This is a genomic window from Pantoea phosphatilytica (assembly GCF_051025615.1).
Classification (GTDB): Bacteria; Pseudomonadota; Gammaproteobacteria; order Enterobacterales; family Enterobacteriaceae; genus Pantoea.
Window position 1 is genome coordinate 1,614,751 of sequence record NZ_JBPFDF010000001.1, and the last position, 14,893, is coordinate 1,629,643.

Genomic DNA, 14,893 nt, shown 5'->3' on the forward strand with positions numbered 1-14,893 from the left:
AGGCCAGCGAAGCGGCAGGCTACCCTGAGACTATTCCGGCCGACACGGTTTCACAACCCGCTTATGACGGGCAGGATCACAATTCGCTGGCTCTGTCACAGTCAGGCGGACAGGTGTCTGAATCGCGCGATCGTCATGCAACGGAACAGGATAAAAAGAAAGAGAGAGAGGGGAAAACTGCGGGAAAAGAGGCGGATAGAGCGCGCCCGGCGTCTGCGGGCACGCTGTCAGAGGCTTAACGCCAGCCAAGTTCCGGGGCGACATACTTCAGAATCGCCTCAATAACATGGGCGTTGTAGGCCACGCCAAGCTGGTTCGGCACGGTGAGCAGCAGCGTATCGGCTTCGGCAATCGCCTCATCCTGCGCCAGTTGCTTAATCAGCACCTCAGGTTCAGCGGCGTAGCTGCGGCCGAAGATGGCGCGGGTTTTCTCATCGAGGAAGCCCACGGAATCCCGATCGTTACCGCTGCGGCCAAAGTAGGCCCGATCCCTGTCATTCACCAGCGCAAAGATACTGCGGCTGACGGAAACCCGTGGCGTATGCTGATGCCCCGCTGCTTTCCAGGCTTCACGGTAGGCGCGGATCTGCTTCGCCTGCTGGATATGGAACGGCTCACCGGTTTCATCATCTTTCAGGGTGGAACTTTGCAGGTTCATTCCCATTTTTGCCGCCCATTCGGCGGTGGCATTGGAGCCGGAGCCCCACCAGATGCGGTCGCGCAGTCCTTCAGAGAGCGGCTCAGGACGCAGCAGTCCCGGTGGATTCGGGAACATCGGCTGAGGATTCGGCTTAGCAAAGCCTTCACCGCGCAGGACTTCCAGAAACTCTTCGGTGTGACGGCGGCCCATATCCGCATCGCTCTCACCCGCTTTCGGTTCGAAGCCAAAATAGCGCCAGCCATCGATAACCTGCTCGGGGGAACCACGGCTCAGACCCAGCTGCAGACGACCATTGGAGATCAGGTCTGCCGCGCTGGCATCCTCGACCATATAAAGCGGGTTCTCGTAGCGCATATCGATGACGCCGGTGCCGATCTCAATCTTATTCGTGCGCGCCGCCACGGCGGCCAGCAGCGGAAACGGCGAGCTGAGTTGCCGGGCAAAATGGTGAACGCGGAAGTAGGCACCATCTGCGCCCAGCTCTTCGGCGGCCACCGCTAAGTCGATCGACTGCAGCAGCACATCCTGCGCGGTGCGTGTGGCGGACTGCGGCGACGGCGTCCAGTGACCAAACGATAAGAAGCCAATATTTTTCATCTGTGTTTCTCCTGACGGGCCTGAAACGCCCGCAGACAAAGGCAATTTCTGATACGTGAAAGGTTACGCCCTCTTTGCTGCCACTGATAGTCAATATCTTTCAGCGCCATATTCAGGATTTTCGACATAGCGACGCGGTCAGGCAAACAGGCCGCCGGACGTGGCGTCACCCGGCTGTAACCTGTCCGGCTTTTCCTGTGCCATTTTATCTCTCCCCCTGCCTGCCCTGCTCGCTTAGCCACCTCAGTCGCGGTTAACGCTGGCAAGCCCGGCCACACCGTTTTAAGGTAGAGCTTTTCAGCAGAGGGAGAGTGATATGCGCATTCTGATGGCAGGCGCTGGCGCGACCGGCGGATATTTTGGTGGCCGACTGGCTCAGGCAGGCCAGGACGTCACCTTTCTGGTGCGCGAGCGGCGTTATCAGCAGCTTCAGGCTCATGGGCTGGTGTTACAGACGCCGCAGGGCACGGAAACGCTGCAACCGCAACTGGCGCAGGCCAGCACCCTGACGGGCCACTATGATCTGATTATCGTGACGGTAAAAAGTTTTGGCCTTGAGCAGGTGATGGATGACATTGCACCTGCGGTCGGACCGGCGACGCTGATCATGCCGATTCTCAACGGCATGCGACACATCGCTACGCTGCAACAGCGTTTTGGCGAAGATAAGGTGATCGGCGGCCTGTGCAAAATCAACGCTACGCTGGGTGATAATGGCGAGGTGATCCAGATGACGCCGCTGCATCAGATCTATTATGGCGCGCTGGATGGCAATAATGATGCGCGGCTGCAGCGGGTGGATGCGGCACTGCGCGATGCCGGGGTCGACACCCGCTTCAGCGATAACATCATGGATGAACTGTGGGAGAAGTGGCTGCTGCTCAGTACGCTCGGCGCGGTCTGCTGTCTGGCGCGGGGCGACACCCGGCAGATTCTCACTTCACGCGGCGGCGAAGCCCTGCTCCAGGCTGTTTTCGCCGAGATCCTGAGCGTGATCACTGCCGAAGGCTATCAGCCACGTCCGGCAGCAACCGCCCGCATTTTCGAACTGTTAAACAACCCGGCGACGCCGATGACCTCCTCCATGTACCGCGATCTCACCCAGGGCTATGATATAGAGGCCGATCAGGTGATTGGCGACCTGTTGCTGCGGGCAAAACGCCACAGCCTCGTCACGCCGCTGCTGAATGCCGTGGATGTGAATCTGCAGGTCTATCTGCAGCAGCGATAACTTCACCTGTTACAGACCTGAGCAGGCCGGATGCCCTGGTGCATCCGGCCTGCGTGACGGTGAAAGTGTGGTTTGCAGCAGCAGCGCAGCGGGAAAATTTGCTACACTCACCGCTCTATTTTTTGGAGAGTTCAATGACTTCCCGCTCTGTGACCCTCGATGATGTTGCTCAACTGGCTGGCGTCTCATACCAGACCGTTTCACGCGTTTTAAATCGATCTCAACAGGTCTCTCTGCGCACGCGGGAAAAGGTTGAGGCGGCGATGCAGCAGCTCAATTATGTGCCGAATCGTGTGGCGCAGCAGCTGGCGGGCAAGGCGACGCGCACTCTGGGTCTCGCCACCAGCGATCTGGCCCTGATGGCGCCTGCGCAGATTGCCTCGGCGATTCAGCAGCGCGCCGCCAGCGAGGGGTATCATCTGGTGATTGCAATGGACAGCGGCAACGATGCCGCCGCTACCGTGAATGAACTGCTGGCGCAGCGGGTCGATGGACTGCTCATCAACCTGCCGCTGGAGGCGGAGGCGGCGCAGCAAATCCAGCAACTGTGTGGCAGCAAGCCGGTGCTGTTTCTGGATGTGGAACCTCAGGCCGCTGTCGCGCAGTGTCAGTATCCCAATGACGCTGGCGCGCGTGCCGCCGTTGAGCATCTGGTGGCGCTGGGGCATCGTCAGATCGGCCTGCTCAACGGGCCGCAGCGGTCGGTGTCGGCCCGGCAGCGTGAGAACGCCTGGCGGCAGGCGCTGGCGGAACATCAGTTAACGCCGCACTGTTCGCTGCGCGGTGACTGGAGCGCGCAGTCCGGCTATCAGGCGCTGATGGCGCAGCTCCCGGCGAATCTGCCGCAGGCGCTGCTGGTGGCCAACGACCAGATGGCACTGGGTGCGATGCGCGCGCTGCATCAGTATGGCGTGGCGATTCCGGGTGAGATCTCGGTGATCGGCTATGACGATACGGCTGAAAGCGCCTGGTATCAGCCGCCGCTGACCACGGTTCGGCAGGATCTGCAGGCGCTGGGCGCACAAAGCGTTGAGCGGATGCTGGCCCGGCTGCAGGCCAGAGAGCCGGAAAACGATGCGCTGAAACCCACGCTGGTGATCCGTGAGACCACGGCGGCGCCGGGTGATAAGCGGGCCGATTTCGCGGCGCTGTCGCAGCAGCTGCAGGAGATTGCCCGCAGGCTGGCAGGCGAGTAAACCGCCGGGTGACAGGCAATAAAAAACCCGCATCACCGGAGTGGATGCGGGTTCGCCTCAGACCGATCGCGCTTTCAGGCACAACCGGCTGACATCAGGCTTTCGGGTGTTCGCCCACGCCCATCGCTTTGATTTTTTTCGACAGCTCGCGGCGCTCTTTCGACAGGTCGGCGTTCTTGATGATGTACTCATCCACGCGATCTTCATAGTCAACACGCATGCTGGCGATGATTTCCTGAATCGCCTCTACGCTCATGCCCGGCTTGATATATTCGCTCAGGTTGTCCAGCAGCAGTACGCGCTTCTGGTTGTCGCGGATTTTCTTCTCGTTGTCGACAATTTCACGCTGCAGCTTGTTTTTACGGCGGAACATACGTACGAACTCCAGTACGTCCTGAAATGATTGCTTGGCATTTTCCATGATGGCACCTTTCTTTGAGCCTGCTGACGCAGGGAGAGAGTCAAAACGATCAGCTTAGCGGCTAGCCCGCCAGGTAAGCAATTTTCACAGCTAAATTCAGACTGGCTCTTATCTTAGCGCAAAGAAACCCGGTTTCACATTAAGTCATTGTCTGAGGTGATTATTTGCGCAGCGCCATGCGCATCAGGTCGGTCATCCGCTCCAGCTGTTTCGCCAGTTCCAGCGTCAGCCAGACGTAACCGTAAATGGGCGTCTCCTCCAGTCCGTCGTTGCGCGCATCGGCGATCAGCCGCCGCAGTTCAGTGCTGATTTCGGTGAGCTCATGACTGTTCGCCACCACCTCATCCGTAACGCCCTCTGTTGCCATCACCGACAGCGCCCGCAGCGTGTTCTCGGTCATCTGCTGCATACGGCGAAGCGCGGGCGCGTTAAGCATGATCAGATGGCTCTCGCGTGAGGCCCACCAGGCATTAATCTGCATCTCAATGGTGTAAACCATATTACGGTTTATGGTCTGAATGGCTTCAAGCACCGACTTCGGGATGCGCGTCTCTTTGCTGGAGGGCTCCAGCAGCGCCCGCATTTTGATGACGCTGCTCAGCAGTTTGCCAAGCGGCTTATTGAGGCGCGGCTTTTCAACCAGGTTAGGCGAAAAACCGGCGTGATAGATTTTCGCCATGGCCGCCAGGGTGTCGGAGAGCTGAATGCGCCAGTGGGTGTAGGCACGCTGCGCCCAGATCGCGGTAAACAGCAGCGCCATCAGCGATCCCAGAATGACATCGCCGCCGCGCCACAGGGCGACGGTGAAATCACCGGTCGGTGCCCCCACCACCACGCTCAGCGTGATGCCGATTAACAGCGCCATATAGGGATGTTTGCCCAGCGTCAGGTAGCCACTGATCACCATGATAAGACCGCACCAGGCCAGCATCACTGGCATGGAGATCAGCTCCAGCTTAAGGGCAATCAGGCCGGAGATGGAGCCCGCCACCGTGCCGCTGATGCGCTGAAGCGCGCGCGGAAAGACATTTCCCCAGGTCGAGATGGGCCCCATCACCACCACCAGCGTAATCAGCGGCCAGGTGCCTTCCGGGATCCCGGTCGCCCGGACAAAGATAAAGCAGAGTATAAAGGCGATCGCAATACGCACGCCGTGGACGGAGCGATAGTGGCGATAAAACCAGAACTCCAGTTTTGAGATAGGCTTGTCAGAACGCAAAGTGACTTTCCGGTTGCGGGATGATGATGCGGCTATCTTAACCCTGAATCAGGCGCAGACTCAGCATTGCCCTGCGGTTTCAAATCGGTTTTGACGTTCCCTTACAATTATCAACATTCACCTCACATCACTGGCCGCAAGATAAAAACAACGCAACCAGGTTTTTTAACCTTTATTGGCTGCTGGTAACGGGCACGGCTCATGTGGCGGAACGTAAAACGGGCAGCCTGCGGGCTGCCCGTTGATAAACCGGTAACCGGCTGATCAGAACTTCTGCTTCAGGTAGTCTGTGAGACGGGTGATCACGCCTGCCGGTTCGACCGCGCTCAGCGCCACCAGCGGATAGTGCGCAATCTCCTGATCCTTATCCATCACCTGGATTTCACCGATGACCTCATCAGCCTTCAGCGGGGCTTCCAGATCTTTGCGGTCGATGACATATTTCGCCTTCACGTTCTGCACTTCGCTGCGCGGCAGAGAGAGATAAACATCGTCTGCGGTGCCCACATCGACCTGATGCGGATTGCCGTACCAGACGTTTTCACTGCCGATTTTCTTACCGGCGTGGAACAGCTGAACGGTGTCAAAGGTGTTCTGACCCCAGACCAGCAGTTTACGCGCCTGCTCTTCGCGCCCTTTCGGGCTTTTGCCGCCCATCACAACGGCGATCAGGCGATGTTTGCCCACCACGTTTGAGGCGATGATGTTAAAGCCCGCGGTCTCGGTATGACCGGTCTTCAGTCCGTCAACGTGCAGATTATTGTCCCACAGCAGGCCGTTGCGGTTGTTCTGGGTGATACCGTTCCAGCTCAGGGTCTTCTCGCTGTACATCGCGTAAAAGTCAGGCTCACCATCAATAATGGCGCGTGACAGCTTCGCCATATCCAGTGCGCTGGAGTACTGACCCGGCGCATCCAGACCATGCACCGTTTCAAAATGGGTGTTCTGCAGGCCGAGCTTTTCGACATAGTGGTTCATCATGCCAACAAAGTTCGCTTCGCTGCCCGCCACGTAGTCAGCCAGCGCAACACAGGCATCATTACCGGAATCGATGATCACCCCACGGCTTAGATCCCGGACGCTCAGCTTATCGCCCGGCTTCAGGAACATCAGCGAGGAGCCTTTAAATACCGGATTGCCCGCCGCCCAGGCATCTTTTCCGACGGTGACCATGTCATCACGGCTGATTTTCTTCTGGTCGATGGCGCGATCCACCACATAGCCGGTCATCAGTTTGGTCAGGCTCGCAGGATTACGGCGTTCATCGGGATTGCCTGCGGTCAGAACCTGGCCAGTCGTGGCATCCATCAGGACCCAGGACGCCGCATCAATCGCCGGAGGCGTAACAGGAAAGGGGATCGCATCAGCTTGTGCCAGTGAGGTCCAGAAAACAGTAGCGGTAACGGTGAACAGCAGACGCCTTTTCAACACTTCATCCTTAATTGCACGGGAGATAATTTCTAAAACGAAACGGAAACAGCCGCACGTTTTACGGCAAAAGCGTTGTGAAGGTTTGATTAAATTGAAAAAAAGTATGAAATTTTCCGTCGGGTTGAGAATCAGGCCTGTGCGTGTGTTCGCTGGTAATGCTGGCGCGTGTCCCCTCTCCCCCGTGTGAGTTTTAGCGTGTAGCGCACTGATTCCTCTCTGTGCGTAGCGCGTGCGTCAGCTGATAGTGTTAACGGCACACCCGGCGCGGGATAAGCACAGACTCCGTCCGGCGTGTCTGATATTTCTGTGACGCCCCAATTTGGTTTACCATACAGGCATAGCCTCAGACGCCGCCCGGGCCACTATACTGGCACTGCACAACGGAATTTTCCGTCAGATAATGACACTCACTCACCCTGCGGCGTGTAACCCGATACAGAGCGAACAGAGCGGCGTTTTATCGCACTTTGTTCATTAAGTCAGTGAACGCAATGAACGGATATGAAATTTGAATAACGACCGCGTAGAGCCTACTTTCCTCTTCCACGATTATGAAACCTTTGGCACCAGCCCCTCGCGGGATCGGCCCGCCCAGTTTGCCGGCCTCCGCACCGACAGCGAGTTCAATCCGGTGGGCGAACCCGAGGTCTTCTACTGCCGTCCGCCTGATGACTACCTGCCCCAGCCGGAAGCGGTCATGATCACCGGCATTACGCCGCAGGTAGCGATGAGCCGCGGCGTCAGTGAAGCAGAATTTGCTGAGCGTATTCATACCCTGTTCACCACCGGGCAGACCTGTGTGGTGGGCTACAACAATGTCCGTTTCGATGACGAAGTAACGCGTAATCTCTTCTATCGCAACTTCTTCGATCCCTATGGCTGGAGCTGGCAAAACGGCAACTCACGCTGGGATCTGCTCGACGTTATGCGTGCCTGCTACGCACTGCGTCCGGAAGGCATCAACTGGCCGGAAAACGAGGAGGGTTTTCCCAGCTTCCGGCTGGAACATCTGACCAAAGCCAACGGTGTGGCGCATGAAAATGCGCACGATGCGATGTCCGATGTCTATGCCACGCTGGCGATGGCGAAGCTGGTTAAAGAGAAGCAGCCAAAGCTGTTTTCGTTTCTGTTTACTCATCGAAACAAAAACAAGCTGATGAACCTGATCGATATTCCGCAGATGAAACCGCTGGTTCACGTCTCCGGCATGTTCGGCGCGGCGCGCGGCAACACCAGCTGGATTGTGCCGCTGGCCTGGCATCCCGATAACCGCAATGCGTTGATCGTGGTCGATCTGGCGGGCGATATGTCGCCGCTGCTGCAACTGGATGCCGACACGCTGCGCGAGCGCCTTTACACCCCGAAAAATGACCTCGGCGATCTGCCTGCGGTGCCGGTGAAACTGGTGCACATCAACAAGTGCCCGGTGCTGGCCCCTGCCAGTACGCTGCGGCCGGAGGATGCGGCCCGGCTGGGTATCGATCGTCAGCACTGCCTGGATAATCTGGCCCTGCTGCGTCAGCAGCCCGAGGTGCGGGAAAAACTGGTTACGCTGTTTGCCGAAGCCGAACCTTTTACGCCGTCAGATGACGTGGACACCCAGCTTTATGATGGTTTCTTCAGTGATGCCGATCGCGCCGGGATGAACATCATCCGGCAGACCGCCCCGGCTAACCTGCCTGCGCTGGATCTGAGTTTTGAGAGCGCCCGGGTGGCGAAACTGCTGTTCCGCTATCGCGCGCGTAACTTCCCCGGCACGCTGGATGATGCTGAACAGCAGCGCTGGTTGCAGCACCGCCGCGAAGTGCTTAACAGCGATCGGGTGCAGGCCTTTATGCAGGAGCTGGAGGGGCTGGCTAACCTGCATGAAGCGGATGCTGAGAAACTGGGGCAGCTGAAGGCGCTCTATCTTTATGCTCAGGAGCTGGTTTCCTGACCGCCTGAAACACACTGACCCGGACACCTGCGCCGGGTCAGACTGTCTCTTGCTGAAATGGCGTGACCTACAGCAGCGTCCACACCCCCCAGGTCAGCGCAAAACCGCACAATCCCATCAATGTCGTCAGTACCGTCCAGCTGCGCAGCCCGTCAGCAACCGACAGCCCGAGATAGCGCGTCACGACCCAGAAGCCGGAGTCGTTGACGTGAGACAGTCCCAGCGCACCAAAGCAGGCGGAGAGCGCGACCAGCACCAGTTGCATCTCGCCCAGTCCCGTTACGGCCGTGCTCAGCAGACCACAGGTTGTCACAATCGCCACCGTGGCCGAGCCCTGCGAGGCGCGCAGTGCCAGCGAGAGAATAAACGCCGCCGGGATAAGGGGCAGATGAATAGTCTGCAGGGAACCCGCCAGTGCTTTACCGACGCCCGACTCCACCAGCACCTTGCCAAACGCCCCCCCGGCTCCTGAGACTAAAATCACGCCCGCCGCAGTAGAGATAGCGTTGTTCGACAGCGTCTCCAGCTTCTCGGTCGTCCAGCCGCGCCGCAGTCCCAGCAGCCAGGCGGCGAGCGCCAGCGTAGTCAGCAGCGCGACCGCCGGTGATCCGACAAGCGTCAGGATCTGCAGCGGCAGGCTGCCTGGGGTCAGATGCGGCGGCAGCAGGGTCCCGAGCATAATCAGCAGGATCGGCAGAACGATTAAGCCCGAAATCAGCAGCGCCCCTGGCGCCTCTTTGTTGCTGTCCGGCGTCGTCTGGCCGGAGGGTTCCGTCAGCTGCAGCTGCTCCAGCACCTGAACGGAGAGGTGATATTTTTTGCGGTTTAACACTTTCGCCACGAAGTAACCGACAATGCCCGTGGGGATCGACAGGGCGATACCGGTCATCATCAGCCAGCCAAGATCCGCATTCAGCAGGCCCGCTGCCGCTGCCGGGCCCGGATGGGTCGGCACCGTCACATGCACCATCAGCATCATCCCCGCCATCGGTAAGCCGAATTTCAGCGGCGAGACGCGCATCACTTTGGTAAAACCGTAGATCAGTGGCACCACGATGATAAATCCGACGTCAAAAAATACCGGCAGCCCCAGGATGAAAGCAACGGTCGTCAGCGCAGCGACCATACGCTGTGGCCCGCAGAGCCGGGCAAAGCGGTTCGCCAGCTGGTCCGCACCGCCCGATGTTTCAATAATTGCGCCGAGTATCGCGCCCAGCACGATAATGGCGGCAATACTGCCGAGCAGGCTTCCCATCCCGCCCAGAATCACTTTCATGATGTTTTCGGCCGGAATACCGGTGGTGATGGCAACAAACAGACTGGCAATCAGCAAGGCAATAAAGGGATGGACTTTGGCTTTGATCACCAGCAACAACAGCAGAATCACGCTGACCAGCGCGATGGATAACAGCAGCGTAGTGGACATCGGAAGACCTCTGATTAATTATAATTTTCAGTAAGTTATGTTTTTTTTAATTCAGCACTGGTGTCATTAAGCTGCAGCGATTCACCCCGTCTGGCGGACAAACGGGGGGGCATCGCTGCGGGTGATCAGTGGCGTGTGCGCCAGGGGGCGAACCAGCCCAGGCCCGCCGTGGTCGTGGTGCGCGGAAAATATTCGCAGCCTACCCAGCCGGTGTAGCCGACCTCATCCAGCAGCGCAAAAAGCCAGGGATAGTTAATTTCGCCCTCATCCGGCTCATGGCGATCCGGTGCCGAAGCGATCTGCACATGGCGATAGCGTCCGGCATAGTGGCGAATCAGATGGCTGAGGTTGCCATCCACCCGCTGTGCGTGAAACAGGTCGAGCTGGGTGAAGACGTTGGGCCGATCGATCTGATCAACCATCTCCAGCGTCTGATACTGGCTGGCATAGAGATAGCCAGGTTTGGTGACCGGATTAAGCGCCTCGATCAGCAGATGAATGCCGTGCGGCGCAAAGCGTTCAGACGCATAGCGCATGTTGGCGATAAAAGTGTCGACGTAACGCTGACGGTCGGCTTCAGGCGGTACCGTCGCGGCCATGATGTGCACCTGCGGACAGTTCAGCGCCAGCGCGTAACTCAGGGCACGATCGATATCCGCCCTGGCGTCCGCTTCCCGTCCGGGGATGGCCGACACGCCCCACTCTCCTGCCGCGACGTTACCGGGTGCGGTGTTGAACAGCACCAGTTGCAGCTGGTTCTCATCCAGCCACTCTCTGATCTGCGTGGCAGGATAGTCGTAAGGGAAGAGGAACTCGACCGCCGTAAAACCGGCTTCTGCCGCCGCCGCGAAGCGTTCAGCAAAGGGCAGCTCGGTAAACTGCGTTGAGAGGTTAGCAGCAAACTTCGGCATTATCGGCTCCTTAGCTCAGCCACTTCGGCTTCGTTGAGATAACGGATCGGACGGTCACCCAGGGTGAATATCAGACGGGCCGTCTCTTCCAGCTCTTCCGTATTGTCGGCCGCCTCCCGCAGGGATTTCCCCACGACCACAGGACCATGATTCGCCAGCAGGAAGGCGCGGTAGTGCGGCGCCAGCGCGGCCAGATCCGCCGCCAGTCGTTCATCGCCCGGCTTGTAGTAAGGCACCACCGGCACGTCGCCGACCCGCATCACCACATAGGGGGTAAAGGGACGAATGCAGTTTGTGGTATCCAGCCCCTCCAGACAGGAGAGCGCCGTCAGATAGTGGCTGTGCAGATGCACCACCGCCCGGCAGTCGGGATTGTTCAGATAGAGCGCGCGGTGAAACGCGATCTCTTTGGAGGGCTTATCGCCGGAAAGCCACTCCCCTTCGGGCGTCACCTTTGACAGCCGATCGCCCTGCAGCTCTCCCAGGCAGGAGCCGGTCGGGGTCGCCAGCAGATTGCCGTCATCCAGCAACATCGACAGATTGCCCGCCGAGCCGGTGGCATAGCCGCGCTGAAAGAAAGAGGCACCCAGACGCACCATCTCGTCGCGCGCCTGCTGCTCAGCAGAAGAGGTTGATTCAGACATAAGTAAACTCCGTTTGTGCCCGGCGGAAGAACGCTTCGTCGCCAAAATTGCCCGATTTCAGCGCCAGTGAGAGCGGCTGATGAATGTCGCGAACCCAGGGCACGCCGGGAGAGATCGTCGGGCCGATGTGAAAGGCCGTCACACCCAGACTCTGCGCCACCACGCCGGAGGTTTCACCGCCCGCCACGATAAAGCGCTGCCAGCCCCGCCGTTTCAGCTCACGGGTAACGGCAGCGAACAGCTGTTCAATAGCCTCGCTGCTGCGCGCGGCGCCATAGCGCTGCTGGATCGCCTGTAACTGCTGCGCATCCGCCGTGGCAAACAGCAGTGGCGCCAGCGGCTGATGGTGGTTAGCTTCCACCCAGTCGCACAGCCGGAGGGCATAGGCATCCGCATCGTCCAGACAGGGTGCGATCTCTACTTCACAGGCTGGAGCCAGCTGGCGGTAGGCGGCGACCTGACGGTTAGTCATCTGTGAGCAGGAGCCGGAGAGCACCACGGCGCGCTCGCCCTGCGGACGGCCCGCCTGCTCAGCGCAGGCATCTGTTTGTCCGCCCGCCCACTGTTGAGCCAGACCGATCGCCAGACCGGAGCCACCGGTCACCAGCCGCAGATCCCGCACGGCCTCGCCTAACGTCAGCAGGTGATCCTGATGCAGCGCGTCCGTGACCACGTAGTTCACGCCCTGCTCCGCGAGCCGATCCAGCGCCTGACGGACCGAGGCGGCGCCCTGATCAACCTGCGCGGCCGCAATCAGGCCCGCTTTGCCGCTGGCCTGCGCACTCATCACGCGCAGCAGGTTGCTGTCATGCATCGGCGTCACCGGATGGTGCCGCATACCTGACTCCGACAGCAGCTGGTCACCGACAAACAGATAGCCCTGATAGACGGTGCGTCCGTTCACCGGCAGCGCCGGGCAGATCACCGTCTGCGTCTCACCCAGGGCCTTCAGCAGCGCGTCGGTCACCGGACCGATATTGCCCTGCGCGGTGCTGTCGAAGGTCGAGCAATATTTAAAGTAGAAGCGTTCGCAGCCCTGCTGCTGCAGCCATGTCAGCGCGGCCAGCGACTGCTCAACAGCCTGTTCCGGCGGGCAGGAACGGCTCTTCAGGCTGACCACAATCGCCTGCGCCTCCGTGACCGTTTCTCCGCCGGGAATGCCGTTAAACTGAATCGTGCTGAGACCGTTCTGTACCAGGAAGCTGGCGATATCCGTTGCTCCGGTAAAGTCGTCTGCTATCACACCAAGACGCATCACTTTTTCTCCCCGGCCTGCGGCAGCGTGATGCCGCTGAAGATTTTAATGACCGCGCTGTCATCTTCGCGTCCATACCCGGCGTTGCTGGCTTCGGTAAACATGTTGAGCGCGGTAGAAGCCAGCGGCAGCGGGAAGTGCAGTGACTTCGCAGTATCGGCGACCAGGTTAAGATCTTTCACGAAGATATCGACAGCCGATTTTGGGCTGTAGTCGCCATCGACGACGTGCTTCATGCGGTTTTCAAACATCCACGAATTGCCCGCCGCATTGGTGACCACTTCATACATGGTTTCCAGCGGGATACCGGCGCGGGACGCTAGCGCCATCGCTTCTGCGCCGACCGCGATATGCACCCCGGCCAGCAGCTGATGAATGATTTTCACCGTTGAGCCGAGTCCAATCTCACTGCCGACGCAGTAGACTCTGGCCGCTACCGCATCCAGCACCGGCTGAAGTTTTGCAAAGGCGGCGTCACTGCCGGAGGCCATGACCGTCATCTCGCCGCTGGCGGCTTTGGCTGCGCCACCCGAAACCGGTGCATCCAGCATCAGCAACTGGTAGTGCGCCAGCTGCTGTTCGATCTGCTGCGCATCCCGGGCGGAGAGCGTGGAGGAGACCATCACGGCCGTGCCGGGGCGCAGTTTTGGTGCCAGGCCATCCTCGCCGAACAGAATAGCGTTGACCTGCTGCGCGTTGACCACCAGCAGCAAAACGGCATCGAGCTGGTCAGCAAAAGCGGACGCTGAAGATTGCGCATCACGCGCCCCGGCCTGGCGCAGGCTCTCCAGCGCGGCGGGATTAAGATCTACGCCCCAGGTATTCAGCCCGGCGCGCAGACAGGATTGGGCGGCACCCATACCCATTGAGCCTAACCCGATAACACAGATATTTTCAGCTGGCACGACAGGCCTCCTCTGTTAAATTAAGTGATTATTTGTTTGTTAGTGTTAATCCTGCCAGCTTCCTGCCGGTAAAAACGTGTCTCGCCTCACAAAAAAACATCATCGATGTGAAGTGGAACAATTTTTAACATCGCTGTGTCCACCGCAACATGCCTGCCTGGCTGGTCTTCCCGTAACGTGGAGCCTGACGCTGGCTGTTATTTTCTGTTCTGGTTGGGCGGCAGATCCCTTACAATGTGAAAAAATGGTAATTGTCAGGGAGCAGATATGATTCCGGTTGAACGTCATCAACAGATTCTGGCGCTGGTGGCCGATCGCGGCGTAGTCAGTATTGCTGAGCTTACGGAGCGGCTGGGGGTGTCACACATGACCATTCGCCGCGACGTGCAGAAGCTGGAGGAACAGGGTGCCGTGCTGTCGGTCTCCGGCGGCGTGCGTACCGCGGATCGTCTGGCGGCTGAACCCTCACATCTGACAAAGAGCGCCCTGTTCAATGATGAGAAACGTGCGATTGGCCGGACCGCAGCACGCCATATTCCCCGTAACAGCTGCATCTATCTGGATGCGGGTACCACCACCCTGGCTCTGGCGAGGGAGCTGGTCGATCGCGATGATCTGCTGGTGGTGACCAACGACTTTATGGTGGCGAATCTGCTGATGGAGACGAGTCAGTGTCGGGTGATTCACACGGGCGGAAGCGTGTGTCGCGAAAACCGCTCCTGTGTGGGTGAGTCGGCGGCGCGCAGCCTGCGGCATCTGGCCATTGATATTGCGTTTATCTCCGCCTCCTGCTGGGGGCCACGCGGCCTGTTTACGCCGGATGAAGATAAAGTGATGGTCAAGCAGGCGGTCAGCGACGTCAGCAGCAAGCGGGTGCTGCTGAGTGACAGTTCGAAATACAACAGGATTGCGACGTTTCTGGCACTGCCGATGGAGACGTTTGATCAGGTGGTGACCGACAAAAAACTGGGCGAAGCGGCGCTGGCGCAGTTAAGTGCGGGAAGCTGGGAGCTGGTGCTGGCGGGTTAGGTTTGCTGCCGGAGTGGCAGGAGGCGGGAAG

At 59.0% G+C, this 14,893-nt stretch carries 13 protein-coding genes; 4 read left to right on the forward strand and 9 right to left on the reverse strand.

Annotated elements, in window-relative coordinates; all coding sequences use genetic code 11:
- Nucleotides 1-235: 235 nt before the first annotated feature.
- Nucleotides 236-1,258, reverse strand: coding sequence for an LLM class flavin-dependent oxidoreductase (locus ACR6AS_RS07945; RefSeq protein WP_111142098.1), 1,023 nt, complete (start codon nt 1,256-1,258; stop codon nt 236-238).
- A 316-nt stretch (nt 1,259-1,574) separates the two neighbouring features.
- Here ACR6AS_RS07945 and ACR6AS_RS07950 point away from each other — a divergent pair, with 316 nt between their 5' ends.
- Both ACR6AS_RS07950 and ACR6AS_RS07955 read left to right on the forward strand, forming a co-directional pair.
- Complete coding sequence (locus tag ACR6AS_RS07950; RefSeq protein ID WP_111142097.1) at nt 1,575-2,489, forward strand: ketopantoate reductase family protein; 915 nt, start codon at nt 1,575-1,577, stop codon at nt 2,487-2,489.
- Nucleotides 2,490-2,623: 134 nt separating this feature from the next.
- Nucleotides 2,624-3,685 carry a LacI family DNA-binding transcriptional regulator gene (locus ACR6AS_RS07955; RefSeq protein ID WP_293771685.1) on the forward strand — a complete coding sequence of 354 codons (1,062 nt, stop codon included), beginning with the start codon at nt 2,624-2,626 and terminating at the stop codon, nt 3,683-3,685.
- Between the two features lie 94 nt (nt 3,686-3,779).
- Here ACR6AS_RS07955 and tmaR read toward each other — a convergent pair whose 3' ends face one another.
- From tmaR to dacD, 3 genes are all read right to left on the reverse strand, one after another.
- Nucleotides 3,780-4,106, reverse strand: a complete 327-nt coding sequence (gene tmaR, locus ACR6AS_RS07960; protein ID WP_004571340.1) for a PTS system regulator TmaR — start codon at nt 4,104-4,106, stop codon at nt 3,780-3,782.
- A 160-nt stretch (nt 4,107-4,266) separates the two neighbouring features.
- Nucleotides 4,267-5,325 carry an FUSC family protein gene (locus ACR6AS_RS07965; RefSeq protein ID WP_111142096.1) on the reverse strand — a complete coding sequence of 353 codons (1,059 nt, stop codon included), beginning with the start codon at nt 5,323-5,325 and terminating at the stop codon, nt 4,267-4,269.
- Nucleotides 5,326-5,589: 264 nt separating this feature from the next.
- On the reverse strand, nt 5,590-6,753 hold the full coding sequence (dacD, locus tag ACR6AS_RS07970; RefSeq protein ID WP_199560053.1) for a serine-type D-Ala-D-Ala carboxypeptidase DacD: 1,164 nt from the start codon (nt 6,751-6,753) through the stop codon (nt 5,590-5,592).
- A gap of 511 nt (nt 6,754-7,264) precedes the next feature.
- Between dacD and sbcB the strand changes: the two genes are divergently transcribed.
- A complete protein-coding gene (sbcB, locus tag ACR6AS_RS07975; protein WP_293771692.1) occupies nt 7,265-8,692 on the forward strand; it encodes an exodeoxyribonuclease I in 1,428 nt (475 codons plus the stop codon).
- 67 nt (nt 8,693-8,759) lie between these two features.
- Here sbcB and ACR6AS_RS07980 read toward each other — a convergent pair whose 3' ends face one another.
- From ACR6AS_RS07980 to ltnD, 5 genes are all read right to left on the reverse strand, one after another.
- Nucleotides 8,760-10,118 (reverse strand): GntP family transporter, encoded by a 1,359-nt coding sequence (locus ACR6AS_RS07980; protein WP_434161679.1) that lies wholly within the window; start codon nt 10,116-10,118, stop codon nt 8,760-8,762.
- 125 nt (nt 10,119-10,243) lie between these two features.
- The gene (locus tag ACR6AS_RS07985; protein WP_293771697.1) at nt 10,244-11,029 is read right to left on the reverse strand and encodes an HPr family phosphocarrier protein; all 786 of its coding nucleotides are present in this window, start codon (nt 11,027-11,029) and stop codon (nt 10,244-10,246) included.
- Nucleotides 11,029-11,673: a 3-oxo-tetronate 4-phosphate decarboxylase gene (gene otnC, locus ACR6AS_RS07990; RefSeq protein WP_111141483.1), complete on the reverse strand. Its 645-nt coding sequence runs from the start codon at nt 11,671-11,673 to the stop codon at nt 11,029-11,031. Before otnC ends, ACR6AS_RS07985 begins: the two co-directional genes overlap by 1 nt.
- Nucleotides 11,666-12,928: a 3-oxo-tetronate kinase gene (gene otnK / locus ACR6AS_RS07995; protein ID WP_293772115.1), complete on the reverse strand. Its 1,263-nt coding sequence runs from the start codon at nt 12,926-12,928 to the stop codon at nt 11,666-11,668. The genes otnC and otnK overlap by 8 nt, the downstream gene beginning before the upstream one ends.
- Nucleotides 12,928-13,833: an L-threonate dehydrogenase gene (ltnD, locus tag ACR6AS_RS08000; RefSeq protein WP_111141485.1), complete on the reverse strand. Its 906-nt coding sequence runs from the start codon at nt 13,831-13,833 to the stop codon at nt 12,928-12,930. The genes otnK and ltnD overlap by 1 nt, the downstream gene beginning before the upstream one ends.
- 267 nt (nt 13,834-14,100) lie before the next feature.
- On the opposite strand from ltnD, the gene ygbI reads away from it, so the two are divergent.
- Entirely contained in the window at nt 14,101-14,862 is a 762-nt protein-coding gene (gene ygbI / locus ACR6AS_RS08005) for a DNA-binding transcriptional repressor YgbI (RefSeq protein WP_434161681.1), read from the forward strand.
- The last annotated feature ends 31 nt before the right edge of the window (nt 14,863-14,893 follow it).

Excerpts from the sequence above, each read along its gene's own strand:
- ACR6AS_RS07945 (WP_111142098.1), bottom strand. The coding sequence starts at position 1,258 with ATGAAAAATATTGGCTTCTTATCGTTTGGTCACTGGACGCCGTCGCCG.
- ACR6AS_RS07950 (WP_111142097.1), top strand. The coding sequence starts at position 1,575 with ATGCGCATTCTGATGGCAGGCGCTGGCGCGACCGGCGGATATTTTGGT.
- ACR6AS_RS07955 (WP_293771685.1), top strand. The coding sequence starts at position 2,624 with ATGACTTCCCGCTCTGTGACCCTCGATGATGTTGCTCAACTGGCTGGC.
- tmaR (WP_004571340.1), bottom strand. The coding sequence starts at position 4,106 with ATGGAAAATGCCAAGCAATCATTTCAGGACGTACTGGAGTTCGTACGT.
- ACR6AS_RS07980 (WP_434161679.1), bottom strand. The coding sequence starts at position 10,118 with ATGTCCACTACGCTGCTGTTATCCATCGCGCTGGTCAGCGTGATTCTG.
- ACR6AS_RS07985 (WP_293771697.1), bottom strand. The coding sequence starts at position 11,029 with ATGCCGAAGTTTGCTGCTAACCTCTCAACGCAGTTTACCGAGCTGCCC.
- otnC (WP_111141483.1), bottom strand. The coding sequence starts at position 11,673 with ATGTCTGAATCAACCTCTTCTGCTGAGCAGCAGGCGCGCGACGAGATG.
- otnK (WP_293772115.1), bottom strand. The coding sequence starts at position 12,928 with ATGCGTCTTGGTGTGATAGCAGACGACTTTACCGGAGCAACGGATATC.
- ygbI (WP_434161681.1), top strand. The coding sequence starts at position 14,101 with ATGATTCCGGTTGAACGTCATCAACAGATTCTGGCGCTGGTGGCCGAT.